The organism is Dyella solisilvae (assembly GCF_003351225.1).
Taxonomy (GTDB): Bacteria; Pseudomonadota; Gammaproteobacteria; order Xanthomonadales; family Rhodanobacteraceae; genus Dyella; species Dyella solisilvae.
This window is the reverse complement of record NZ_QQSY01000004.1, coordinates 137,051-159,902: the sequence shown is the minus strand read 5'-3', so window position 1 is coordinate 159,902 and position 22,852 is coordinate 137,051. Positions and strand designations below refer to the sequence as shown.

Below are 22,852 nucleotides of genomic sequence, written 5' to 3'. Positions count from 1 at the left end.
GTCAACCGTGGCCTGAACGGCCATCCCACCACGGAGGGTATGCATGAGGCAGATACTGGCAGGCACCACGGCAGCCAAAGGCATGGCCCTGGGCCGCGCCCGCCTGGTGCAGCCCAGCCGCTATCTGGTCGACACCCGCCCGCTCAACGAGGGCGAAGTCGACGTCGAGCTGGAGCGCCTGCATCGCGCGCTGGAGACCGCCCGGCAGGAGCTGCGCGAGTTGCGCGGCAAACTGCACGGCGCGCTGGCGCGCGAGGTCAACGAATTCATCGATGCGCACAGCCTGTTGCTGGACGACCCGGAGCTGCTGCGCGGCCTCGACGACCTGGTGCGCATCGGCCACTACCGCCCCGGCGCCGCCCTGAAGAAACAGCGAGACCGCCTGGCCGCCGTGTTCGAGGCGATGGACGACCCCTACCTGCGTTCGCGCAAGGAGGACGTCGACCAGGTGATCAGCCGCGTCATCTCCGCCCTGCAGCGCCAGACCAGCCGCGAGGAACGCAAGCTGGCCGCACGCGTGGGCGAAATCCTGATCGCCGACACCATCGCTCCGGCCGACATGGCCCACCTGGCCGGCGCCGGCCTGCTGGGCGTGGTGGCGAGCTCCGGAAGCCCTTATTCGCACAGCGCCATCCTCGCCCGCAGCCTGGACCTGCCGATGTTGGTGGGCGCGCGCGATGCGCTGTCCACCATCCATGACGACGACCTGATCCTGCTCGACGCCGAGCGCGGCGAAGCGGTCGTCCATCCCACCGCGCAGGACCTGGCGCGCTACCGCTCGTGGCAGCGCGAGGCCGCCCTGGAGGGACGCCGCCTGGCCACGCTGGCCAACGCGCCCACGCGCACCATCGACGGCGTGGACGTGCGCCTGCTGGCCAATGCCGAGATGCCGCCGGACATCGCCATGGCCCGCTCGCGCGGCGCCGATGGCGTAGGCCTGTACCGCACCGAATTCCTGTTCCTGCGCCAGAAGGGCCTGCCCACCGAGGACGAGCAGTTCATCGCCTACCGCGATCTGGTGCTCGGCATGGGCGGCCTGCCGGTGACCATCCGCACGCTGGACCTTGGCGCCGACAAGGCCGACGCCGCCGGCCTGGTGCTGCGCGGCGAGGACAATCCGGCGCTGGGCGTGCGCGGCGTGCGCCTGTCGCTGCGCTACCCCGCCGTGTTCACCACGCAGATCCGCGCCATCCTGCGCGCCGCCTGCTATGGCCCGGTGCGCGTGCTGGTGCCGATGGTGACCCAGCCGGACGAGCTGATCGCGGTGCGCACGCTGTTCAAGCTGGCGCGCCAGGAACTCAAGCGCGAAAACGTCGACCTTCCCGAGAAGCTCGCGCTGGGGGCGATGGTCGAGGTGCCCGCCGCCGCCATCAACGTACGCGCGCTGCTCGAGCACGCCGACTTCCTCGCCATCGGCACCAATGACCTGGCGCAATACGTGCTGGCCGCCGACCGCGGCAACGACGCGCTGGACAACATCTACAACCCGTTGCAACCCGCCCTGCTGCGCCTGCTGTCCTACGTGATCGCCGAAGGCCGCCGCGCGAAGAAGCCGGTGAGCCTGTGCGGAGAGATCGGCGGCGACACCAACTTCACCGCCTTGCTGCTGGCCCTGGGCCTCAACGAATTCAGCATGCACCCCAGCCAGCTGCTGCATGTGCGCGACCGCATCGCCGCGCTCGACCACGGCGCCCTGCGCGGCCAGGCGCCACGCATCCTGCGTGCACGCACGCACGAGGAAGCCGAGGCGTTGCTGGCGCAGATCACGGGTTGATCCCTTGGGGGGAAACCTGGGTTGATTGGCCATTCCCGTGGATGCGGCAGCCCTGCGTCTTTTCAGACCTGCCAGCAAAGGCGCTGGATCCCAGCACGACGCCCCCTTTTTGGGGTTCGCTGGGATGACGAGCAAGGCGCGAAGCAAATCGGTCAGCGGAGGCTTCCCGCGCTGTCCAGAAACGCTTCGATCAAGGCTCCGCGGTAGCGCTGCTTGTGCAGCAGCAGCGACAGCTTGCGCTGCAGCTCGAGGAACGGGGTGTGCAGCACCTTGAGGCGGCCACTCGACACCGCGTCGACCACCGCCACCTCCGGCAGGCAGGCGATGCCCAGGCCGGCGATCACCGCCTGCTTGATGGCCTCGGCCTGGTCCAGCTCCAGCACGGTCTCCCCCGGCGGCAGCATCGACAGCGCCCGTTCGCTCAGGCTGCGCGTGGCCGAACCCGGTTCGCGCAGCACCCAGCGGGCGCCCGCGAAATCCTCCGGCTGCAGGTGACGCTTGCGGGCCAGCGGGTGGTCGGGCGATGTGCATACCACCAGGGCGTCGTCGCGCCACGGCCGCACTTCCAGCGAGGGGTGCGCCACCGGCCCTTCCACGCAGCCCAGCTCCAGCTCGTGGTCGAGCATGGCCGAGGCGATCTCCGCGGTGTTGGAGACCCGCAGGCGCACCGCCACGTGCGGGTGCGCGCGCACGAAACCGCCGAGCAGCTCGCCAACCCGGTAGTTGCCCACCGTATTGCTGGCCCCCACGCGGAGCTCGCCACCCAACGCATCCGCCCCGCCCCCGCCGATCCGGCCGAACTCGGCATAGCGCTCGAGCAGTTCCTGCGCCAGCGGCAGCAGCTCGCGCCCACGCACATTGAGGCGCAGGCGGCCGCGTTCACGCGCGAACACCGGCCCGTCGAGCTGACGCTCCATTTCGGCCAGGGCCATGCTTGCCGCGGGCTGGGTGAGGTGCAGCAGCTCGGCCGCGGCCCGCACGCTGCCCAGGCGCGCGACCTGCACGAACACCTCAAGCTGGCGAGGACTGATGTTGATCATCAATTTATCTTATTACATGCATCAATAATTCAAAGTTTTATTGATTGACCCGGGAGCGGACAATCCTGCCCGAAGCAGGAGCTACCCATGAACGCCACAGCCGTCCCCACCCTTGCCACCCCCAACCTGTTGCAGCGCCTGCCCGGCCTGCTGCTGGCGGTCACCGTCGCCCTGGTGGCGCTGGGGCTCGGCCGGGTCGTTCCGCTGATCGGCGGCCCGGTGTTCGGCATCGTCCTTGGCATCCTGGTGCGCAATACGGTGTCGCCGGGCGGTACCTACACGCCCGGCATCCAGTTCGCCGGGAAACAGGTGCTGCAGTGGTCGATCATCGCGCTGGGCTTTGGCCTGAGCCTCAACCAGGTGGCGAAGACCGGGCTGGAGTCGCTGTCGGTGACGCTGGTGACGATGACGGTCGCCTTCCTGGCCGCCTGGGCGCTGGGCCGCGCGCTGGGCGTGCATGACAAGCTGAAGATCCTGATCGGCGTGGGCACCGCGATCTGCGGCGGCTCGGCGATCGCTGCGGTCACGCCGATCATCAAGCCGGATGAGCACGACACCGCCTTCGCCATCTCCACCATTTTCCTGTTCAACCTGGTGGCGGTGCTGCTGTTCCCGCTGCTGGGGCACATGCTGCACCTGTCGGACCTGGGCTTCGGCCTGTGGGCGGGCACGGCGATCAACGACACCTCTTCGGTCGTCGCTGCCGGCTACAGCTTCAGCAAGCAGGCAGGCGACTACGCGACCATCGTCAAGCTCACCCGCGCCACCCTGATCATCCCGATCTGCCTGGTGCTGGCCCTGGCCACCGCGTGGAAGCAGAAGAAGCAGGGTGCGACCGACTTCAGCCTGCGCCGCATCTTCCCCTGGTTCATCCTGTGGTTCCTGGTGGCCTCCGCGGTGCGCACGGCCGGCCTGGTGCCGGTGGCGATCCAGCCGGCGCTGCACATGGCCGCGGAGTTCCTGATCATCGTGGCGCTGACCGCGATCGGCCTGTCGGCCAACCTGCGCAAGATGGCCTCCACCGGCGCCCGCCCGATCCTGCTGGGCCTGGGCGTGTGGGCGGCGGTGTCGGTCAGCAGCCTGCTGGTGCAGCTGGTGATCGGCCAGCTCTGACCACCCTGCGGGAGACATCCCCTTGGCGGCCATGGCAGCATGGCCGCGGCGCCGGGAGGGCGCCTTACACAGGGGGAAACGCCGTGTTACCAGAGCAGAAGAGGAACACCAATATCCTGGTGGGGCTGGGCATCATCGGCCAGATCGCTGGCCGCAGCATGCTCACCGGGGGATCGCCTGGCCTGGGAGCCATCATCACCCTCGCCGCCGCCGTGCTGTTTATCTGGGGCTGTTGCGAATACGCCTTTGGCAAGGGCTATACGCGCTGGCTCGGAGCCCTGGGGCTGCTGTCGATCATCGGCCTGCTCGTGCTCGTCTTCCTGCCGGATCGCCACAAGAACGCGACTGCCTGATCGGCCGGCCTGCGGGAGCCGCGCGCTCCCGCAGGCCAGCCTCGTCATGGCGCCCATCGCGCGCTACGCTGCTCCGCCACTCGTGCGCGCAGACTGCGACACTCATCGAGCGCTCATACCCATGCTGATCCACGGCAAGTGCCATTGCGGCAACATCCGTTTCACGCTTGCCTGGGCGTCTGATCCCACGGCGATACCCGCGCGCGCCTGCGATTGTTCGTTCTGCACCAAGCATGGCGCGGCCTGGACATCCGATCCTGACGCCCGCTTGCAGGTGGTCGTGGACGATGCGGCGGCGGTTTCCCACTACGCCTTCGGCACCGGCAGCTCCGATTTCCATGTCTGCATGCGTTGCGGCGTGGTTCCGCTGGTGACCTGCCGCGTCGACGGTGTGCTCTATGCGGTGGTCAACGTACGCGCCTTCGACGATGTCGATCCGGCGCTGCTGCAACACGTTTCCGCCAGTTTCAGCAATGAGGGTCTCGAGGCGCGACTGGCGCGCCGGAAGAGCCGCTGGATCGGCGACGTCACGTTTGCCTGAGCCGAGACGCCCAGCGCCGCGCTCGTTCGCCGCGCCGCCGTCAGGTGGAGCGACTAGCTGTGTGCGAATTGCTGCAGGATCGCCATGGGCGGCATGAGCGGGGTGGCCATCTCGGGCGGCAGCTCGTGGCGGCCGACGATGTAGTCGGGTGAGTTGCAGGCAATCCACGCGTCGCCCTGCTCGTCCTCCCACACCAGCACCTTGAGTGGAAGGTCCAGCCCCACGGCCGGCTCGGCCTGCATCAGCGGTGTCCCTGCCTTGGGGTTGCCGAAGATCAGCATCTGCTCGGGCCGCATGCTGAGACCCGCGCGTGCGGCGTCGCCACTGAAATCGATGCGCGCGAACACGGTGACACCATGCGACACCAGCGCCTGTTCGATGCCCTCGAGCGTCTTCGCCACATCAAGTTTCGAACGGAAGCGAATCACGCCGTAATGCGGCCTACCAAGTTCAGTGACGTCGTGAGGCATGGAGATACCCGGTTCATTCAAGGATCGAGTCCCCATGCTCCGACCGCCGCCGTCAACGCGATGCATTGCCGGCCGCGGCACGCCACGCCAGGTCACGGCTGCCCTGGCGTGGCGCGCGGACCATCAGCGCATGCCGCCACCGGCAAACAGATGCTCACCGGTCAGCCAGTACGAGTCGTCCGAAGCCAGGAAGGTCACGATCGACGCGATATCGTTCGGCTGTCCGATGCGCCCCAGCGGCGTCTGCTCGACGAGCTGTGCCTGGAAGTCCGAACCGATGAAGCCAGCCGTATGCGTGCCCTCGGTCTCCACCATGCCCGGATTCACCGCGTTGACGCGAATCTTGCGGGGGCCAAGTTCACGCGAGAGCACGCCGGTGATCGCGTCCACCGCGCCCTTGGTGCCGGAGTAGACCGCGCTCGCTGTCGGCACGACACGGGTGACCAGCGAACCGATATTGATGATGCTGGCGCCCTCGCCCAGGTGCTTTGTCGCCGCCTGGGTGGTCAGCAACAGGCCGAGCACGTTGACGTTGAACTGCTTGTGGAAGTGCTCCTCGGTGATGTCCTCGATGGCGCCGAATTCGTACACGCCGGAGTTGTTCACCAGGACGTCGAGGCGGCCGAATTGCCCGACCGCGGCGTCGACGATGGCCTTGGCGTCAGCCGCCTTGGAGACGTCGCCGCCCACGGCGGCGGCCTTGCCGCCGGCCTTGGCGATCTCCGCGACCACCGCCTCGGCGCCGGCCTTGCTGGATGCATAGTTCACGACCACCGACGCGCCTTCGGCGGCCAACGCCTTGGCGATGGCGGCGCCGATGCCCTTGGATGCGCCGGTAACGAGGGCCACTTTGCCTTTGAGCTTGCTCATGATGGGATCTGCCTGGATAGGGGATGAAAGTTGCTGCCCTGGGAGTTCATAACTCCCATAGTTCGCGACATGCGAACTTTAGAACAAGATTTCAAGGGCTGCTAAAATGTGGCCATGAGGCCGCTGACCCACCCTTCCATCGAGGACATCACGGTAGAGGGCATCCTGCATGCGCTCTCCGACCCGGTGCGTGCAGCCATCTACGCCCGGCTGACCTGCGCCGATCGCGCCAACACCTGCTCGGCCTTCCTGCAGATGCAGGATCGCGCCATCCCCAAGTCCACCCTGTCCCAGCACTTCCGCGCCCTGCGCGAGGCGGGGCTGATCCGCAGTGAACGCCGCGGAGTGGAGATGCTCAACACCTCCCGCTTCGAGGAAATCGAGCAGCGCTTCCCCGGCCTGTTGCCGGCGATCCTCAAGGCGCACACCGCCCAGTCAGCCGGCAAGCCGCCCACGGCCACGCGCAAGGCGCCCGCCGCCAAGGCCGGCTGAGCCTTACCTGCGTCCTGTGGCGGGGCCGTCAGCCCTCCAGGGTGAACCCGATCTTCAGGGTGACCTGCCAGTAGGCGACCTTGCCGCCGTCCACATGGCCCCGCACTTCCGTCACGTGGAACCAGCGGATGTCACGGATGGTCTTGGAGGCGCGCTCGATGGCGGCCCGAATGGCTTCGTCGCTGCTGATCTTCGAGGAGCCGGTCAGCTCCACGGTCTTGTAGATGTGCTCGGACATGCGCGTGGCCTCGGGTGGCGTGGGCGCATGGAAGTGCATACCCGAACTCGCCAAGGGGGCGTGAAGACATCGCGCTCCCTTGGCGAAGCTCAAGCGGGTTTCAGGCCTTGCCTTGCTCGACCAGCGTCAGGGCGACCTTGTCGCGCAGATACACCGGCAAAGCATGCTCCGGGCTGGCCACTCGGCCAGCGGCGACTTCGCGCGCCGCCAGCTCCGCAACGTGCCGCGCCTGCGGGTAACGCAGGCCGTCGGCCGAGCGCAGGGTGCCGGTCAATCGCCCGCGCAACACCTCCGCATACGTGCCCCAACCCGTGCCGACCACATGCCAGTGCGTAGCTATCGGCAGTTCCAGAGCATCCGGCGTGCAGACGCGCTCCTCATCCAGCGCGACCAGACCACCGTTCTCGTCGCGACGGTAGCTGGCCGCGTAGATCTCGCCCATGCGCGCATCGATCACGGCGAGGATGGCCGCGTCGTCCTCCGGCGCTTCCAGCGCCAGCGCCGCCAGCGAGGAAATGGTGACCACCGGCAGGCCCAGCGCCAGCGCCATGCCTTGCGCCAGCGACACGCCCAGCCGCACGCCGGTGAAGGCGCCGGGACCGCGGCCCACGGCGATGGCGTCCAGCGCATGGCGTCCGAGCCCGGCTTCCGCCAGCAGGGTGTCCGCCATGGGCAGCACCAGTTCGGCGTGTCGACGGGGCGCGATCTCGCTGCGCGCGATCACTTCGTCGCCGTGGACGAGGGCGACGGAGCAGGCTTCGGTGGAGGTTTCGAGGGCAAGCAGGTTCATGGCCGCTCCATGATAACGGCTGCTGACTCCACTGCGGCAGGCACGCTGGCGTACCAGTCAATGCGACGGGTCAGGTACATCAGCAGGGCCAGCGTGAGCACCAGCACCACCGCGCCGATCAGCAGCGCGTACGCTTCCGCCGCCAGCACGACGTAAAGCATCGCGTAGACCAGGGCGAGCGTTCCGCCCAGCAGCAGGCCGGCACGTCGCGCGCGAAGCACCGCGGCCGCATAGCCGCCGATGATCACCACCACCGACAACGAAGCCACGACGTACGCCGGCGCGAAGCCGATCTGCTCCGACAGCGCCAGCAGCAATACGTAGAACGCGCTGAGCGCCGCGCCAACCAACAGGTACTGCACCGGATGCACGCGCATCCGCTTGAGCACCTCGAACAGGAAGAACGCGACGAAGGTCAGCGTGACGAACAGCAGGCCGTATTTGCCGGCGCGCACATTGCGCTGGTACAGGTCGACTGGCTGGTACAGCGCAACGCCGAAACTCGAGTTACGCACGGCCTCTTCGACGCGCTCGTCGCTTGCATGCCATGACTGTCCGAAGCTCCGATTGAGGTCGAGCATGTGCCAGCGTGCGGAAAAGCCCTGGGCATCCACGCGCCGCTCCACCGGCAGCGCGGCGCCAGTGAAGCTGGGATCCGGCCACGGCGCACGCAGCCTCGCGTCGACCGTGCGCGCCAGCGGCAGCAGCTGCAGCGACTGGGTACCGGCCAGTTGGAGGCGGATGGCGAAGTCGATGGGCTGGCCGTCAAGCGCCGTCAAATCCAGTGGAACCGTCACGGTCGCCCAACGTCCACCAAACGATGCCGCCGATGAGGAGAAGCGTTGCGGCTTGCCATTGACCAACAGCTCACTCACTTCCTGCAATCCACGCAGGTCTGCCACCACCAGGCGCAGCTCGGCCTTGTCGGTTTGCCAGCTCGCGCTGTCGAGCTGTCGAAGCTGCGCGATTTCCTCGGGCAGGAAGCGTCCACGCAACTGCACCGAGGTGCTGAACACGGGCGCCTCATAGATGCCGTATCGCCGCTTCTCCACCAACATCGCGGCATCGATGCTGGCGGTATCCGGCAGCACCATGACGGTATCGCCATGCACCCGCGCGACGCCCTGGGCGTCGGATACCTGCTCGCGGGTTGGTACCGCCAGCACCAGCCCGCCAAGTACCTGTTCGCCGCCCCAGCCCTGCGCGATCTGCTGCACGGCGGATTGGCGCATGTCCTGGCGTTCCTCCACCAGCGACTGCACCTTGTACAAGGGAATCAACATCAACAGCGCGAGCAACCCGAGGCCAAGCACCTTGGCCGTCCAGCTGCGCATCCAGTGTCCCATTGGCCGATCTCCTCATGACGGAGTTGCCATCGAAACACCGCAGGCGGCAAGCGGCCGGGCGAACCCGGGGCACTACGCCATCCACTTGTGGCGAAAGCCGGGCCGCGCAGCATGACGCGAGAGCGTCATTGCCTCCATGCATGGCAAACCATCGACGAACGCACGATGGCCAGCTGGAACTCAACTCAGGCACGGCGCCGCCATCAAAGGGCGCTCACAGCGGAGGCTGCCACAACTCGATGCGCGTGCCCTCCGGGTCCATGATCCAGCCGAACCGGCCGTACTCGCTTTCGTCGACGCGATCGTCGACCGTCACGCCCGCCGCGCGCAGTCGCGCCAGCAGCGCGTGCAGGTCATCGACGCGGAAATTGACCATGTACGGCTGCGTGCTCGGCGAGAAGTAGCTGGTATCGGCCGCGAATGGCGCCCACAGGGTGTAGCCGGGGCGCGCAGGCTCTTCGCTCCAACGTACGCCGCCCCAGTCGTCGACCGACAATCCGAGGTGCTCGGCGTACCACTTGCCCAACGCTTCGGGATCGCGTGCCTTGAAGAAGATGCCGCCCAGTCCGATGACCTTGGCCATGCGCCTGCCCTCCTCATGCGGAAAAAGCCCGCCCATGGTCGACCTGGCGAGCTCCGAACACCAGTGCCATGGGACGCGGCGGCAGGCGCAAAGCTCGACTGTCCGTTAGGCCGTCTCCTTGATCTCGCCGTCGAAGAACGCCTGCACCTCCGCCAGCTCGCGCGTACGGGGCATGCCCGGCAGGCTGGCCAGGAACAGCCGTCCATAACCCTTGGTGGTCAATCGCGGGTCACACAGCACCAGCACGCCGCGATCGTGCACATCGCGGATGAGGCGCCCCGCCCCCTGCTTCAGCGCGATGACGGCGCTGGGCACCTGCCAGCCCATGAAGGGATTGATGCCGGCCTGCTCCAGCGCTTCCAGGCGCGCCTGCAGCACCGGGTCGTCGGGGGCGGCAAATGGCAGCTTGTCGATCACCACCACGCTGAGCGCCTCGCCCGCCACGTCCACGCCTTCCCAGAAACTGGCGGCGCCGAGCAGGACGCCGTGGCCGCTGGCGCGAAACTCTTCGAGCAATTGGTGGCGTGGCGCCGAGCCCTGCACGAACAGCGGCCAGGGCACGCGCTGGTGCAGCAATTCGGCGGCGCGGCGCAGCGCGCGATGCGAAGTGAACAACAGGAAGGCACGCCCGTGCGAGGCGTGCAGCACCGGCAACACCGCTTCGATCACCCGGTCGGTGTAATCGCGGGCGGACGGATCGGGCAAGGCCGGCGGCAAGTAGCAAAGCGCCTGCTTGGCGTAGTCGAACGGACTTTCCGCCTGCAGCGTCTGCGGATCATCCAGGCCGAGCTGGCGCGCGAAGTGGTCGAAACTGGCGGCCACCGACAGCGTGGCCGAGGTATAGATCCACGCCGCCTGGGTGTGTTCGCGCATGGCGCGCAGCGGAGCAGCCAGGTCGAGCGGCGTGGCATGCAGGGCGAAGCCGCGCGGATACAGCTCAAACCAGCGCACGTCGCGTTCGCCCTCGCGCTCGGCGATGCGGTCGAGGCGTTCGCTGAGCAGCGCCGCACGCTCGTGCGCATGGGCGAAGCCACGCGAGCGCTCGGCCTGCGAGGACAGCACATCGGTGAAGTCGGCCAGCACCTCGCGCAGCTCATGCAGGGCTTCGACCATGGGCCGCTGCGCTTCCAGCGCGTGGAACGGTCCACGCTCCGGCAGCACGTCCATGGCCAGGCGCAACTTGCGCACCGCGTCCTGCACTGCCTCAGCCGGCTCGAGCACCAGGCCGATGGCGCCGGTCACGCCGTTGCATTCGGCGAGGCTGTCCTGGGCCAGCTCGCTGATCTGGCGCGCGCTGATGCTCTGCGAGAAGAACTGTCCGGCCAGCTCAGGGATCTGGTGGGCCTCGTCAAGGATGAAGGCGCTGGCGCCCGGCAGGATCTCGCCGAAGCCTTCCTGCTTGAGCGCCATGTCGGCGAACAGCAGATGGTGGTTGACCACCACCAGGTCCGCCTCCTGCGCCTCGCGCCGCGCCTTGATCACATGGCAATCGTCGTAGAACGGGCATTCGACGCCCAGGCAGTTCTCCGGCGTGGAGGTGACGCGCGGCCACAGCGGCGACTCCTCCGGCACCTCGGCCAGTTCCATTCGATCACCGCGGCGCGTGCGCGCCGACCACGCGCGGATCGCCGCCAGCTGCGATGCCTGCGTGCGATCGAAGCTGGCGCCTTCTCGCACGGTCTGGTCCAGGCGATAAAGGCACAGGTAATTCGAGCGCCCCTTCAGCAACGCGGTCTTCAGGCGCGCATCGAGCACCGAGCGCACACGCGGCAGGTCGCGGAAAAAGAGCTGGTCCTGCAGCGCCTTGGTGCCGGTGGAGACGATCACGCGTTCGCCGGAGAGCAGCGCCGGCACGAGATAGGCGAACGTCTTGCCGGTGCCGGTGCCGGCCTCGGCGATCAGCGTCTCGCGCTCGGCGATGGCGTGCTGCACCGCGCGCGCCATCGCCTGTTGGGCGGCGCGCGGGGCGAAATTGGGCAACTCGCGGGCAAACGGGCCTTCCGTGCCCAGCAGCGCGGCGACGTCCTCGTGATCGATCATCCGGCAAGTATGGCCGAGCTTCGGCCGGGCCGCGAATGCCCTAGACTGCTCGCGATGCCCAGCGGAGCCGCGCCATGTCCACCGCCATTACCGGCATTGGCCAGATCGCCATCACGGTCAGCGACGTCGATGCGGCGCTGTCGTTCTATCGCGACATTCTCGGGCTGCCATTCCTGTTCCGTCCGGCGCCCAACCTCGCGTTCCTCGACAGCGGCGGCGTGCGCCTGATGCTGTCCACGCCACAGGGCGCAGGCGCGGTGGGAGCCAACTCCATCCTGTACTTCAAGGTCGCCGACATCGAAAAGACCTTCACCTCCCTGCTCGACCGGGGCGCGGTGGGCGAACGCGAGCCGCAGGCTACCGCCGAGCTGTCCGACCACACATTGTGGCTGGCCTTCCTGCGCGATCCGGATGGAAACCTGGTGGGCCTGATGGAGGAGCGGCGGCGCTAGCCGTCACGCAGCCGGCCATCTCTGCAGGAGCGCGCGCAGCGTGCGCTCCTGCACGAAGAAGGAGCGGCTCAGTAACGCTGTATCCCTTCAACGTGGCACTGCGTGACCGACTTGATCGCGTTGGAAGCGCCCGCCTCGTCGCCCGCGCGCTGGCGCAGCTCGGCAATGGTCTGCCAGTTGCGCGCGCACAGCGGCCCAAGCTTGGGACCCAGCTCCCACGAGCGATGCGCGAACTGCTCCGCGCTGGCGTAATCCCTCAGGCGGATCGCCAGTTCGGCGCGGTCCTGCAGCAGGTCCGGCGAATTGGGGCTGATCTTCAGCGCCTGGTCGAGCTTGACCGCCGCGGCCTGGTACTGGCCCGTGCGCAAGTCGCCGTCGGCGGCATCCTGCAGCGCCGCCACGCCAGGATCACGCAGGGGGTTCACGTCGATCACCGATTTCTCCTTGTCACCCGCGGCATGGATGGACGACAGCATCTGCTCGTCGGACACCGAGGGGCGCGTGGCCTGCGAGGGCGCCACGGGCTGGCTGCACGCAGCCAGCAGCGCCACGGCGAGCGCGGCAGGGGCGGCAATGAGATGACGGGAGCGACGGGACATGTTCAATCCTGGACAGGTGGAGCGGGGGCTGGCGCGGGGGAGGACTCACCGCCGCCAAAGAGATTGCCGACGTGCTGCCAGAAGCAGCCTTCGGCGTCCTGTGACAGTGTACCGGCGACGACCGGCAACAGACGCGCCCCTTCGCATCCTTCCTCCGAACGCTTGCCGTCGGCGGTATTGATCCAGGCCATCTCCAGGCCTTCGCCCGGCGCAGCGGACAGCGGCCGCGTGGGCAGTTTGCGGAACAACTCCTGCCACGCGCGCAAGCTGCCCGTGGCGCCATAGAGGCCGCTCGGCTTGTTGTCGTCGCGGCCCATCCAGAACAGCGCGAGGTGATCGCCGGTGAAGCCCGCGAACCAGCTGTCGCGCATGTCGTTGCTGGTACCGGTCTTGCCCGCCGCGTTGAGATAGGCCAGGCCCGAGGTACCGATCGAAGCGGCCGTGCCCGAGCGCGCCACCTGCTGCATGGCCCACTTCACCAGGCGCACGGCCGGCTGGTATTCGCCGGCGCCGGTCTTCACCTCGTAGCGCTTGACCGTCTGGCCATTGCCATCGACCACGCCGCGCACCGCCAACAACGGCAACGCGTGGCCGTCCGCGGCGATGTACTGGTAGAGCTGAGTCGCCTGCAGCGGCGACAGGTCGACTGCGCCAATCAGCAGCGACGGACTCGGGGTCACGTCGGTCAGGCCAAACGACTCCAGGAAGGCCTTGATGCGCGACACGCCGATGTTCATGCCGAGGTTGATCGTCGCCAGGTTCCACGAGTGCACCAGCGCATCGATCATCGGCACGGCGCCATGCACGTCGCCTTCGTCGTTCTTGGGCGTCCAGTAGCTGCCGTCGGCCTGGCGCATGCTGATCGGTGAATCCTCCACCGGGCTGCCCAGGTTCCAGCGCTCAGGATTGGTCAACGCCACCAGGTACACCAGCGGCTTCACCAGCGAACCGATCGGGCGACGCGCATCCAGCGCGCGGTTGAAGCCCTGGTCGCCCGGCGATTTGCTGCCGACGATGGCCAGCACGGCGCCGGTCTGCGCTTCTGTCACCACCGCCGCGGCCTGCGCCGCCTCGCCGCGCTTGCCCAGCCCCGCCGCGGTCGTGGCGATGGCCTGCTCCGCATACAGCTGGGCGGCAGGATCGAGCGTGGTGAAGATGCTGAGGTTGCCCTGGGAAAGCATCTCGTCATCGAAGTCGCCGGTGATCTGCTCACGCACCAGCTGCATGAAGGCCGGGAAGCGGTTGTGCGGCAGCTGGCCGTTGGTGACGATGCCCAGCGGTGTGGCCTTGTAGGCGGCGGTCTGATCGGCGGTGATCAGGCCGGTCTCCTGGAACTGGTCCAGCACCAGGTTGCGGCGCGACAGCGCGCGATCGGGGTAGCGGCGCGGATCGTAATAGCTGGGTCCCTTCACCATGCCGATCAGCAGCGCCATCTCCTGCGGCTTGAGGTCTTCCATGCGCCGGCCGAAGTAGAACTCCGACGCCGCCGCGAAACCGTGCACCGCCTGGCTGCCCTGCTGGCCGAGGAACACTTCGTTGACGTAAGCCTCGAGGATGCGGCTCTTGTCGTAGTGCGCCTCGATCAGGATCGACATCAGCGCTTCGTTGAACTTGCGCGTGAAGTTCTGCTCGCGGTCGAGGAACAGGTTGCGCACCAGCTGCTGGGTCAGCGTGGAGCCGCCCTGCACGGTGTGGCCCGCGCGCAGGTTGGCGAAGGAGGCGCGCAGGATCGCGGTGAGGTCGATGCCGAAGTGATGCTTGAAGTCGCGGTCTTCCACCGCCTGCAGGCCGCCGAGCAGCAGCGGCGGCACGTCGGCGAGGCGCACGATGCGACGTTCTTCCTGCTGCGAGCCGTACACGGTGGCGATGCGCGCGGGGTCGAGGTGGGTGATCTCGAGCGGCTTGCCGGAGGCCACGTCCTTGACGTTGGCCACCTGCCCCTTGCCCAGCGTCACGCGGATGCGCTTGGGCACTTCGCCGCCATCGGGGCCGGCATAGCCGCGCGAGGCGATGGTGTAGCTGCCGCCGTCCTTGGCCCAGGTCCCGGCCACCTGGCCGTGGCCATCATTGCCGTAGCCGGCGAAGGTGAGCTCGAGCTCCAGCGCCGCCGGCGTCATCGGCGTGCCAGCGGCAAGCGGCAGCGGGCGCGCGTAAACGCGCGTGGGCACGGCGAACACCAGGTCGTTGAAGCGGTCCTGCACGCGCTTGTTCAACACCAGTGTGTAGGGCAGCACGAAGCCGAACAGCAGGCCCATGCAGATCCAGAACGGGATGCGCACCCAGGGCCATACGGCGCTGGCGAACTCTCGAAGGCGGGCGAAAAAGGACAAAGAGGAGGATTCCTGAACAGGAAGGCCACGGGATCATAGGACCTGCAGCCCGGCGGGCATCTGAACGCCAGCCCCGATTTGTGGCGGTGTACGGGCGGCGGCGGGGCTCAAGGCTGGCGCGGCGACGCCCCTCAAGCCCTGTCATGCCAGCGAAGGCTGGCATCTAGTGTCTTTGAGCGGACCGGATTGCCCAGGACAGCGGCCAAGAAGGGTGATTCTTCGGCTCCCTAAACTACCGGTGGAGTCCAGCAGGCGGCATCGGGGCGGAACGGGCGGGGCGTGACGCCGAGCAATCGCTGCAGCTCGCCGTTGTCGGCCACCAGATTGGCTTCCAGACGGGTCAGCGGACCGCGCAGGCGCGGCACGGCATGGCGGCCCAGGCGCAGCACCCACGCCGGCACCGGCACAGGCAGCGTAGACACCGGCAGGCTGCGCTGCACCCGGGCGAACATCTCACCGGCGGTGAGCCGCTCGCCGCCGCCCAGGGGCAGCACGCGGCCGGCCGCCTCGGGATGGTCCAGCGCCGCAACCACAGCCGCGGCAATATCGTCGGCATGCACAGGCTGGCGCAGGCCGCGACCGGCCGGCAGCGGAAACACATGCAGGCGCATCGCCCGACGGGCGATCGGGGTGAGGCTCTTGTCCAGGCCGGCGCCGTAAATGAGGGTGGGACGAAAGATCGTCCACAGGGCGCCCTGCCGTTCGCAGGCGGCGGCGAGAGCCGCTTCGCCATCACGCAGCGCCTGCGAGATCGCACGCTCAGCCGGCACGTCCGAGGCCTGCTTGGTTTCCGCGCTCATGGAGCTGGTGGCGATCACCCGCGTTCCCGGCGACAGCGTGGTGGCGGCCAGCCATTGGGCGAACGGCAGCAACGGACCGAAGCTGACCAGCACCAGCGGCCGCCCCAGATCGGGCACGCGATCAGGCAATTTCCCTTCCACCCAGCTGAGACCGAGCTCATTGGCGTGGGCCCGGCGGCTGAGCGCGCGCACCGTTTCGCCGCGCGCCAGCAGGCGCGGCAGCAGGAAACGTCCAATCTGGCTGCTGGCTCCAAAGACCACCACGCTCATGCGCGCGCCCTCAGGTGCCGGCCTGCAGCCGCGCCACCAGCGCGGTCAGGCGCGGGTTGCCCGGAGCGAGCTTGCGCGCACTGTCCAGCGACTGGGCGGCGCCAGCGCGGTCGCCGCTCTGCAGCTGCTGCTCGGCCTGGTCCATCCAGGCGCCGGCCAGCCGCTGACGCAACACGCCTTGCTGGGCATCGCCGGGCGACAGGTCGCTGAGGTCGGCCAGGCGATCGGACGCGACCGACAGGCGGCCGGCTGCAAGCGCCTGGTTGAACTGCGCCTGCACAAGCGAGGGCAGGCCTTCCAGGCCACGGCGGGCCGCTTCGTTGTTGGCGTCCACTTCCAGCGCCTGGCGGTACAGGTCGTAGGCGCTTTCGCCGGGCGGCAACATGAACTTGCCCTGCTGCGCGGCGGCGTCAGCGCGCTGGATGGTGCGCGCCAGGTCGCTCGCCTGCTGCGGCGTCAACGGCGGGTGCACCAGTCCGCCCCTTTCACCGGAGGCCACCACGCCAGTGGCTTGGCCCCCGGCAGTCTTGTGTTCGTCGCCCATGCGCGCACGGGCCTCCGCCAGTTCCGGCGCATGCGGCGCCAGTTCCGCTGCCTGATCGAGCAACTGGCGCGCGTGCGTGGTGTCACCGCCATCGAGCGCGGCATTGGCCTGCACGATAAGGGCCTGCGCCACCTGGCCGAGGCCAGCCTTGGCGTCGGCGTTTTCCGGGTCAATCGTCAGCGCCGCCTTGAAATGCGCCAGTGCGGTGTCGCCGCCATCGCCGGCGATGCGTCCGGCGCGCAGCGCATCCTGGCCCGCCTTGAGGGCGTCGCTGAGCTGGCCGCTGTCCTGCTCGCCGGCCTGCACCAGCGCGGCGCGCAATGCCGGCAGTTCACCGTAGTTGGGCAGCAGCACGGCCAGGCGATCGACCAGCGCTGAAGCCGTGGCGCGATCGCCCGCGTCCAGCGCCTTGTGCGCCTGCTCGCCCAGCGCATCGCCGACCTTGTCCAGGCCATGCTGCGCGACGGCGTTGTTGGGATCGGCGCTGAGCACCTTGCGATAAAGCGCGCCGGCGCCATCGTCGCCATCGAACTTGCCTGCATCGAACGCCGCCTGGGCCTGTTCGATCAGCTGATCAGTCTTCACCGAGCCATTGCGTGCGGTGGCCAGCGCCTGGGCCAGGCGGTCCACGTCGCTGCCGCCGCCAAGAAGCTCGCGCGCCGTCGCCAGGGCCTGGTCGGCCTCGTCCAGCTTGCCTGCCTGGAGGGCGGCATCGGCGCGGGCGATTTCGGCCTGCCCCACCCTGCGCAAGCCGTCACGGGCGCGGTCATTGTCCGGCTGCAAGGCGCGGGCCGCCTCGAACAGCTCGCGGGCGCTGGTGCCGTCATTGCCGTCCAGATGGCCTTCCTGCAACGCGGATTCGGCGCGACCGAGCACGCCGTCGAGTTCGGTGCTGGGCACGAGACCGCGCAGCCGGTCCTGCCCAAGCCATAGCGAGGTGCCGACGCCGATCACCACCAGCAGCGCCACCGGGATCAGCCATCCGCGGCGGCGCGGACGCGTGGCCGTCGGGCGCGCCGTCGTCTTTCGGCGCAGCTCCGGTTCGAGCGTGAACCTGGGCAGGCCATTGTCTTCTTTGGCGGAAGGGTCCGGCCTGGATGACGGCGCCGGCCTGGATGACGGAGCCTGAGTCTCGAGATGGTCGAGGTCACCCAGCGTGGGCTCAGTGCGGCCCTGCGAACCGTGGTCGTGCTGGTCTTTGCGTCCGTTCATGGGTTCACTGGGTTGGGATCAATCGCCGGCAGCTTAGCATTGCGAAGGGCCGCCACTGTGCGGTCTGCGCGCGGTATTCAGCCGGCGCTGATGCGGCGGGCGTCGACCACGTTGGGCAAGGCAGCCAGCCGGGCCAGCAGGCCGGAAAGCTGTTCGAAATCGCGCACGCGCAGCGTGAAGCGCATCTCCACTTCACCGGTACGGGTGAACACCCGGCTGGAGGAGGCGATGATGTGGACGCTGGCGTTGCTGATCAGGCTGGTGACGTCCTTTTGCAGGCCCTTGCGGTCGTAGCCGCGCAGTTCGATGTCCACCTCATAGGCCTGCGCGGCCGCCTTGCCCCACTCCACCTCGATCACGCGATCGGGATCGCGCTTGGCCAGGCGGGCCAGGCTGGCGCAGTCGGCGCGGTGCACGGATACGCCGCGCCCCTTGGTGACGAAGCCGCGCACGGCGTCGCCAGGCAGCGGCTGGCAGCAGCGCGCCAGCGTGGTGAGCAGGTTGCCGACGCCCTCGATGCTCAGTGCGCTTTGATCGCGCACCGAATGCCGTTGCGCCGTCGGCGTCGCCGACTGCGTGACCGCCGGCGCGGGGGCAGCAGCCTCCTGCAGCACGCGCGCGATCTGGCCGGGAGCCACCTCACCGAGCGCGAGAGCGACCAGCAGCTCGTCATGCGTCTTCAGGTGGAAATGCGCAGGCAGCTTGCCGATATCCGCCGCCGGCAGGGCCAGGCGCCTGATCTCCTTTTCGAACATCGCGCGGCCCGCCGCCAGGTTGGCGTCGTGCGCGATGCGCCGGAACCACGTGCGAACCTTCTCCTTCGCGCGGGAGGTATGCAGGTAACCGTGATGTGCCGACAGCCAGTCGCGGCTGGGTTCGGCCACCTTGGCGGTGAGCACCTCGACGCGATCACCACTGCTGGGCTGGAAAGTCAGCGGGACGATGCGCCCGTTGACCTTGGCGCCGCGGCAGCGGTGCCCCACCTCGGTGTGCACGTGGTAGGCGAAATCCAGCACGGTGGCGCCATGCGGCAGGTCGACCACCTCGCCCTTGGGGGTGAGCACGTAGACGCGGTCTTCCAGCAGCTCGGTCTGCAGCTCCGCGGCCAGGTCGCCCTCGCTGTCCGGACGTGGTTCGAGCAGGCGACGCATCCAGGCGATCTTCGCCTCGAACTCGCTGTCGCCACTGCCACCTTCCTTGTAGCGCCAGTGCGCGGCCACGCCCAGCTCGTTGACGCGGTGCATGTCGTGGGTGCGGATCTGCACTTCCAGCGTCTTGCCGCGCGGGCCGATCACCGCGGTGTGCAGCGAGCGGTAGTCGTTGCCCTTGGGGCGCGCGATGTAGTCGTCGAACTCGCCCGGCAGGTGCGGCCACAGCGTGTGCACCACCCCAAGCGCGCCGTAGCAGTCGGCCACGCTGCCCACCAGCACGCGCACCGCGCGAATGTCGTAGAGATCGGAGAACTCCAGCGACTTGCGCTGCATCTTCTTCCAGATCGAATAGATGTGCTTCGGGCGGCCGGCCAGATCCGCATGGATGCCGGCGGCCTCGAGCGCGGTGCGCAGCACGTCGACCGACTCGCGGATGAAGTCCTCGCGGTCCACACGCCGTTCGTCGAGCAGGCGCGCGATGCGCTTGTAGGTGTCCGGTTGCAGGTAGCGGAAGCTGAGGTCCTCCAGCTCCCACTTCAGTTGCCAGATGCCGAGGCGGTTGGCCAGCGGCGAATGGATGTCGCGGGTGAGCCGCGCCAGCGCCTGCCGCTCGGCTTCCGGCATCGTGCTGGCCGCGCGCATGCGGGCGAGCTGGCGCGCCAGCAGGATGAACACCACGCGCAGGTCGCGGATGATCGCCAGCAGCAGGCGCCGCAGGCCTTCGGCTCCGCGGTCGGCGCCATGCTGGGCGTGCAGCGCCCACACCCGCTCGGCGGCCACCTGACCGGCGACCAAGCGCTGCAGTTCAGCCGGCAGACTCGCCTCGCGCTGCGCCCACAGCGCCGGATCCACTCGTGACACTTCGAACCACAGGGCGGCGGCCTGGGTCTGCGCGTCGCAGCCAAGCATGGCCAGCAGATCGAGGATGTCCGCGCATTGCGCCTGGTTCACCGGCACGCTGGCGCACGCCTCCAGCGCTGCGCCCAGCACGGGCGACACGCTGCCGGCACGATCGCGCCATGGGGTTAGACCCGAGCTGGTGGTGAGGGCGGCCTGGACCATGACGTCATTCTAGTGCAGGCAGGGCAGTTGCCCCCGCCCGCGCATGAACCGGCGGTTCATGCCGTGTATGCTGCGCCGGCGACGTTTCTTCCCCGTTCGAGAGGATTGCCCCATGCGTCTGGTCCGCCTGCTGCCGTTGCTGATAAGTGCCGCCCTCGCCGTTCCCGCGCTGTCCTTCGCTGCCGACCAGTACGTGCCGTTGCAGCAGCGCATGAGCCCGGAGGAATTCAAGGCGGCCGGTTTGGACAAGCTCAGCCCGGACGAACTCAAGAACCTCGACGCCTGGCTGAGCGGCCACCCCAAGGTAGTGACCAAGGAGGTGACCAAGACGGTCGACGAGTCCGGCAAGCCGGTGTTCTACCCCAGCAAGGAGAAGGCCGGCCCGGTGCAGGCGCGCGTGCAGGGTGAGTTCGCAGGCTTCAACGGCCATGGCGAATTCACCCTCGACAACGGCCAGGTCTGGAAGCAGGCCGACTCTACGCGCATCTCGTGCATGACCAGCACCAACCCGAAAGTGCAGATCCGTCGCTCGCTGCTGGGCAACTGGATGATGGCGGTCGATGGCTGCAATGACACGACCAGCGTGGTGCGGGTGAAGTAAGCGCACTGCAAGGCGCTTTATCGCCAGCTTTATCGCCAGCTTCACCGTCATCCCTGCGGAAGCAGGGATGACGCTGAATGAGAAGTTGCTACAGGTTTTCCAGCGCGCGGGTAAGTCGCTTCGCCGACACCGGCTCCGCCGTCTTCAGCTCCTGCGCGAACAGCGACACACGCCACTCCTCGATCAGCCAGCGCAGTTCGTCGAGCCCCTCCGTGCCGGCCGCACGATGCTTGAGGTAGTCGCGCCAGAACGGCAGCACCTGCAGCATGCGCTGCTGGTCCTTGACCGGGTCCTGGCGCAGCCGCTCGGCGCGCAGCCGCATGGCCTTGAGGTAACGCGGATAGTGGGCCAGGCGTGACGTGGGCAACTCGCGCAGGAAGCCTGGCGTCAGCAAGGCGTCAAACTGTTCGCGCAGGTCGTCGTAGCTGGCGCGTGCGAAGCCCATCAGCGGCGGTTGCAGCCAGGACTTCAGATCCGCCTGCGCCTCGATGATCGGCTCGGCCAGTTTCAGCCGCTCCACCGCCGCGCCGAACAGCTCGCGTGCCGCCTGCGTGTGCAAGGCCTGGAACGTGCCGGCAGTGCGCACGTCGAGCGCATGGCGCTGCAGCAGGTCGCTGAAGCCGCCTTCCACCAGGTCTTCACGCAACCCATCAACGCCACCGAGCGGCGCGTACTTCAGGGCCAGCGGATTGCCGACCGGCAAGCGTCGCCGCGCCTGCTTCATGTCGCTGGCCAGCGCATTGCGCAGCAGGCGCACCACGCCCTGCACATGCGCCTCACGCGCCTCGTCGCTGCGCTCGAACACGCGCAACGCCACCGCATCGCCGAGATCCACCAGCGCGGGATAGGCCAGCAGGCCACCGGCCGAGCGCACCTGCGCAGGGATCTCCTCGAAATCCCAACTGGCGATGTCCTCGCGGGTCAGCTCGATGTCGGTCTTGCGAGAGAACGCCTCGCGCGCCTGCCCCTCCCATTGCGCGCGGATCGCGGCGAGATCACGGCCCGTTGCCAGCGTCTTGCCCTGTTCGTCATGCAGGCGATAGCGCATGCGAAAATGCGCCGGCAGTTCCACCACGTCGAACTCGGCGGCGCTCACTTCCACCCCGGTGGCGCGCTTGAGGAACGCAGCCAACGCCTTGGTGAGAGATTCGTCGCGCGGTGCTTCCGCCTCGGCGAAGGCGCGCGCGAAATCCGGCGCCGGCACGAAGTTGCGGCGCAGCACCTTGGGCAGGCCGCGGATCAGCTCGGCCACTTTCTCGGCCAGCAGTCCCGGCACCAGCCACTCGGAACGCGCAGCCGGCAAGGCGTTCAACATCGCCAACGGCAGGTGCAGCGTCACGCCATCAGCGTCATCACCCGGCACGAAGCGGTATTCGAGGCGATATTTTTGCGGGGGCACATCGAGCGACGCCGGGAACGCCTTGGGATCGAGCCCGGCGCCGCCGCTCATCACATCATCGAGCGACCAGCGCAGTGCGGCCTGCTCGGCGGGGCGCGCCTTGCGATACCACGCATCGAGCGCGCGACTGTCGGCCACATCCTGCGGCAGTTTGCCCTCGAAGAAGCGGACCAGTTCGTCCTCATGACGCAGCAGGCCTTCGCGTCGCTGCTTGGCCTCGATGCCGCGCGCATCCTCCAGCACACGCTGGTTGGCGCGCACGAAATCGGCGCGCGCATCGATGTCGCAACGGACCAGCGCCTCGCGCAGGAAGATCTCGTGGGCCAGCACCGGATCCTGCTGCTGGAAAGTCACCGGGCGACGTTCGACCAGGGTCAGGCCGAACAGGCTCACCTGCTCGTAGGCCACCACGTGGCCACGCTTGCGCGACCAGTGCGCATCGCGGCATGAGGAACGCAACAGGTGCGCCGCCTGCTGTTCGATCCACAGCGGCTCGACGCGGGCGCACATCATGCCCCACACGCGGCCGCCCACGTCGAGGATCTGCGCGGCGAAGACCCAGTTCGGCGGAACCTTGGAGAGCGATGAGCCGGGGAAGACCTGGAAGCGACGTTCACGCGTGCTGCGGTAAACGCCCTTCTCGTCCTTGTGGCCCACCTGGGTGGGCAGTCCGGCGAGCAGGCTGCGGTGAATGGCTTCGTATTGGCGCGCGGCCTCGTCCTCGTCGCTCCCTCTCCCCTGTGGGGAGAGGGCTGGGGTGAGGGGCGGGTGCTCGCCCGGAC

21 protein-coding genes are annotated in these 22,852 nt (G+C 68.2%); 7 read left to right on the top strand and 14 right to left on the bottom strand.

Annotation, left to right across the window (positions count from 1 at the left end; all coding sequences use genetic code 11):
• Positions 1 to 43 precede the first annotated feature (43 nt).
• Positions 44 to 1,774, top strand: a complete 1,731-nt coding sequence (ptsP, locus tag DVT68_RS15295) for a phosphoenolpyruvate--protein phosphotransferase (RefSeq protein WP_114825971.1) — start codon at positions 44 to 46, stop codon at positions 1,772 to 1,774.
• 152 nt (positions 1,775 to 1,926) lie between these two features.
• On the opposite strand, the gene DVT68_RS15290 is transcribed toward ptsP, so the two are convergent.
• A complete protein-coding gene (locus DVT68_RS15290) occupies positions 1,927 to 2,814 on the bottom strand; it encodes a LysR family transcriptional regulator (RefSeq protein WP_114825970.1) in 888 nt (295 codons plus the stop codon).
• An 87-nt stretch (positions 2,815 to 2,901) separates the two neighbouring features.
• Between DVT68_RS15290 and DVT68_RS15285 the strand changes: the two genes are divergently transcribed.
• The 3 genes from DVT68_RS15285 to DVT68_RS15275 all read left to right on the top strand — a co-directional run bounded on the left by DVT68_RS15285 (position 2,902) and on the right by DVT68_RS15275 (position 4,821).
• Positions 2,902 to 3,927: a YeiH family protein gene (locus DVT68_RS15285; protein WP_114825969.1), complete on the top strand. Its 1,026-nt coding sequence runs from the start codon at positions 2,902 to 2,904 to the stop codon at positions 3,925 to 3,927.
• Between the two features lie 83 nt (positions 3,928 to 4,010).
• Entirely contained in the window at positions 4,011 to 4,280 is a 270-nt protein-coding gene (locus tag DVT68_RS15280; protein WP_114825968.1) for a hypothetical protein, read from the top strand.
• Between the two features lie 121 nt (positions 4,281 to 4,401).
• On the top strand, positions 4,402 to 4,821 hold the full coding sequence (locus tag DVT68_RS15275) for a GFA family protein (RefSeq protein ID WP_114825967.1): 420 nt from the start codon (positions 4,402 to 4,404) through the stop codon (positions 4,819 to 4,821).
• 53 nt (positions 4,822 to 4,874) lie between these two features.
• Here the strand turns inward: DVT68_RS15275 and DVT68_RS15270 are convergent, their stop codons facing one another.
• Both DVT68_RS15270 and DVT68_RS15265 read right to left on the bottom strand, forming a co-directional pair.
• On the bottom strand, positions 4,875 to 5,291 hold the full coding sequence (locus DVT68_RS15270; protein ID WP_114825966.1) for a DUF302 domain-containing protein: 417 nt from the start codon (positions 5,289 to 5,291) through the stop codon (positions 4,875 to 4,877).
• Positions 5,292 to 5,414: 123 nt separating this feature from the next.
• Positions 5,415 to 6,161 carry a glucose 1-dehydrogenase gene (locus tag DVT68_RS15265; protein WP_114825965.1) on the bottom strand — a complete coding sequence of 249 codons (747 nt, stop codon included), beginning with the start codon at positions 6,159 to 6,161 and terminating at the stop codon, positions 5,415 to 5,417.
• A 114-nt stretch (positions 6,162 to 6,275) separates the two neighbouring features.
• On the opposite strand from DVT68_RS15265, the gene DVT68_RS15260 reads away from it, so the two are divergent.
• Complete coding sequence (locus tag DVT68_RS15260; RefSeq protein ID WP_114826134.1) at positions 6,276 to 6,653, top strand: ArsR/SmtB family transcription factor; 378 nt, start codon at positions 6,276 to 6,278, stop codon at positions 6,651 to 6,653.
• Positions 6,654 to 6,681: 28 nt separating this feature from the next.
• Here DVT68_RS15260 and DVT68_RS15255 read toward each other — a convergent pair whose 3' ends face one another.
• From DVT68_RS15255 to yoaA, 5 genes are all read right to left on the bottom strand, one after another.
• Positions 6,682 to 6,930, bottom strand: coding sequence for a dodecin (locus tag DVT68_RS15255; RefSeq protein WP_233523505.1), 249 nt, complete (start codon positions 6,928 to 6,930; stop codon positions 6,682 to 6,684).
• Positions 6,931 to 6,991: 61 nt separating this feature from the next.
• Positions 6,992 to 7,681 carry a tRNA (adenosine(37)-N6)-threonylcarbamoyltransferase complex dimerization subunit type 1 TsaB gene (tsaB, locus tag DVT68_RS15250; RefSeq protein ID WP_114825964.1) on the bottom strand — a complete coding sequence of 230 codons (690 nt, stop codon included), beginning with the start codon at positions 7,679 to 7,681 and terminating at the stop codon, positions 6,992 to 6,994.
• On the bottom strand, positions 7,678 to 9,027 hold the full coding sequence (creD, locus tag DVT68_RS15245; protein ID WP_114825963.1) for a cell envelope integrity protein CreD: 1,350 nt from the start codon (positions 9,025 to 9,027) through the stop codon (positions 7,678 to 7,680). Before creD ends, tsaB begins: the two co-directional genes overlap by 4 nt.
• Before the next feature lie 214 nt (positions 9,028 to 9,241).
• Positions 9,242 to 9,610 carry a VOC family protein gene (locus tag DVT68_RS15240; protein ID WP_114825962.1) on the bottom strand — a complete coding sequence of 123 codons (369 nt, stop codon included), beginning with the start codon at positions 9,608 to 9,610 and terminating at the stop codon, positions 9,242 to 9,244.
• 105 nt (positions 9,611 to 9,715) lie between these two features.
• The gene (gene yoaA, locus DVT68_RS15235) at positions 9,716 to 11,650 is read right to left on the bottom strand and encodes a DNA repair helicase YoaA (RefSeq protein WP_114825961.1); all 1,935 of its coding nucleotides are present in this window, start codon (positions 11,648 to 11,650) and stop codon (positions 9,716 to 9,718) included.
• A 74-nt stretch (positions 11,651 to 11,724) separates the two neighbouring features.
• Here yoaA and DVT68_RS15230 point away from each other — a divergent pair, with 74 nt between their 5' ends.
• Complete coding sequence (locus tag DVT68_RS15230) at positions 11,725 to 12,102, top strand: VOC family protein (protein ID WP_114825960.1); 378 nt, start codon at positions 11,725 to 11,727, stop codon at positions 12,100 to 12,102.
• A gap of 68 nt (positions 12,103 to 12,170) precedes the next feature.
• Here DVT68_RS15230 and DVT68_RS15225 read toward each other — a convergent pair whose 3' ends face one another.
• The 5 genes from DVT68_RS15225 to DVT68_RS15205 form a co-directional block, all read right to left on the bottom strand.
• Positions 12,171 to 12,701, bottom strand: a complete 531-nt coding sequence (locus DVT68_RS15225) for a tetratricopeptide repeat protein (RefSeq protein ID WP_114825959.1) — start codon at positions 12,699 to 12,701, stop codon at positions 12,171 to 12,173.
• A gap of 2 nt (positions 12,702 to 12,703) precedes the next feature.
• Positions 12,704 to 15,031: a penicillin-binding protein 1B gene (mrcB, locus tag DVT68_RS15220; protein WP_425477514.1), complete on the bottom strand. Its 2,328-nt coding sequence runs from the start codon at positions 15,029 to 15,031 to the stop codon at positions 12,704 to 12,706.
• A gap of 227 nt (positions 15,032 to 15,258) precedes the next feature.
• Positions 15,259 to 16,101, bottom strand: coding sequence for an SDR family oxidoreductase (locus DVT68_RS15215; RefSeq protein ID WP_114825958.1), 843 nt, complete (start codon positions 16,099 to 16,101; stop codon positions 15,259 to 15,261).
• Positions 16,102 to 16,111: 10 nt separating this feature from the next.
• On the bottom strand, positions 16,112 to 17,857 hold the full coding sequence (locus tag DVT68_RS15210; RefSeq protein ID WP_114825957.1) for a hypothetical protein: 1,746 nt from the start codon (positions 17,855 to 17,857) through the stop codon (positions 16,112 to 16,114).
• A gap of 77 nt (positions 17,858 to 17,934) precedes the next feature.
• Complete coding sequence (locus DVT68_RS15205) at positions 17,935 to 20,070, bottom strand: bifunctional (p)ppGpp synthetase/guanosine-3',5'-bis(diphosphate) 3'-pyrophosphohydrolase (RefSeq protein ID WP_114825956.1); 2,136 nt, start codon at positions 20,068 to 20,070, stop codon at positions 17,935 to 17,937.
• A 112-nt stretch (positions 20,071 to 20,182) separates the two neighbouring features.
• Between DVT68_RS15205 and DVT68_RS15200 the strand changes: the two genes are divergently transcribed.
• Positions 20,183 to 20,671, top strand: coding sequence for a hypothetical protein (locus tag DVT68_RS15200; RefSeq protein ID WP_114825955.1), 489 nt, complete (start codon positions 20,183 to 20,185; stop codon positions 20,669 to 20,671).
• Between the two features lie 88 nt (positions 20,672 to 20,759).
• On the opposite strand, the gene DVT68_RS15195 is transcribed toward DVT68_RS15200, so the two are convergent.
• A partial coding sequence (locus tag DVT68_RS15195; RefSeq protein WP_233523504.1) for a DUF3418 domain-containing protein occupies positions 20,760 to 22,852 on the bottom strand: 2,093 nt, incomplete at its 5' end.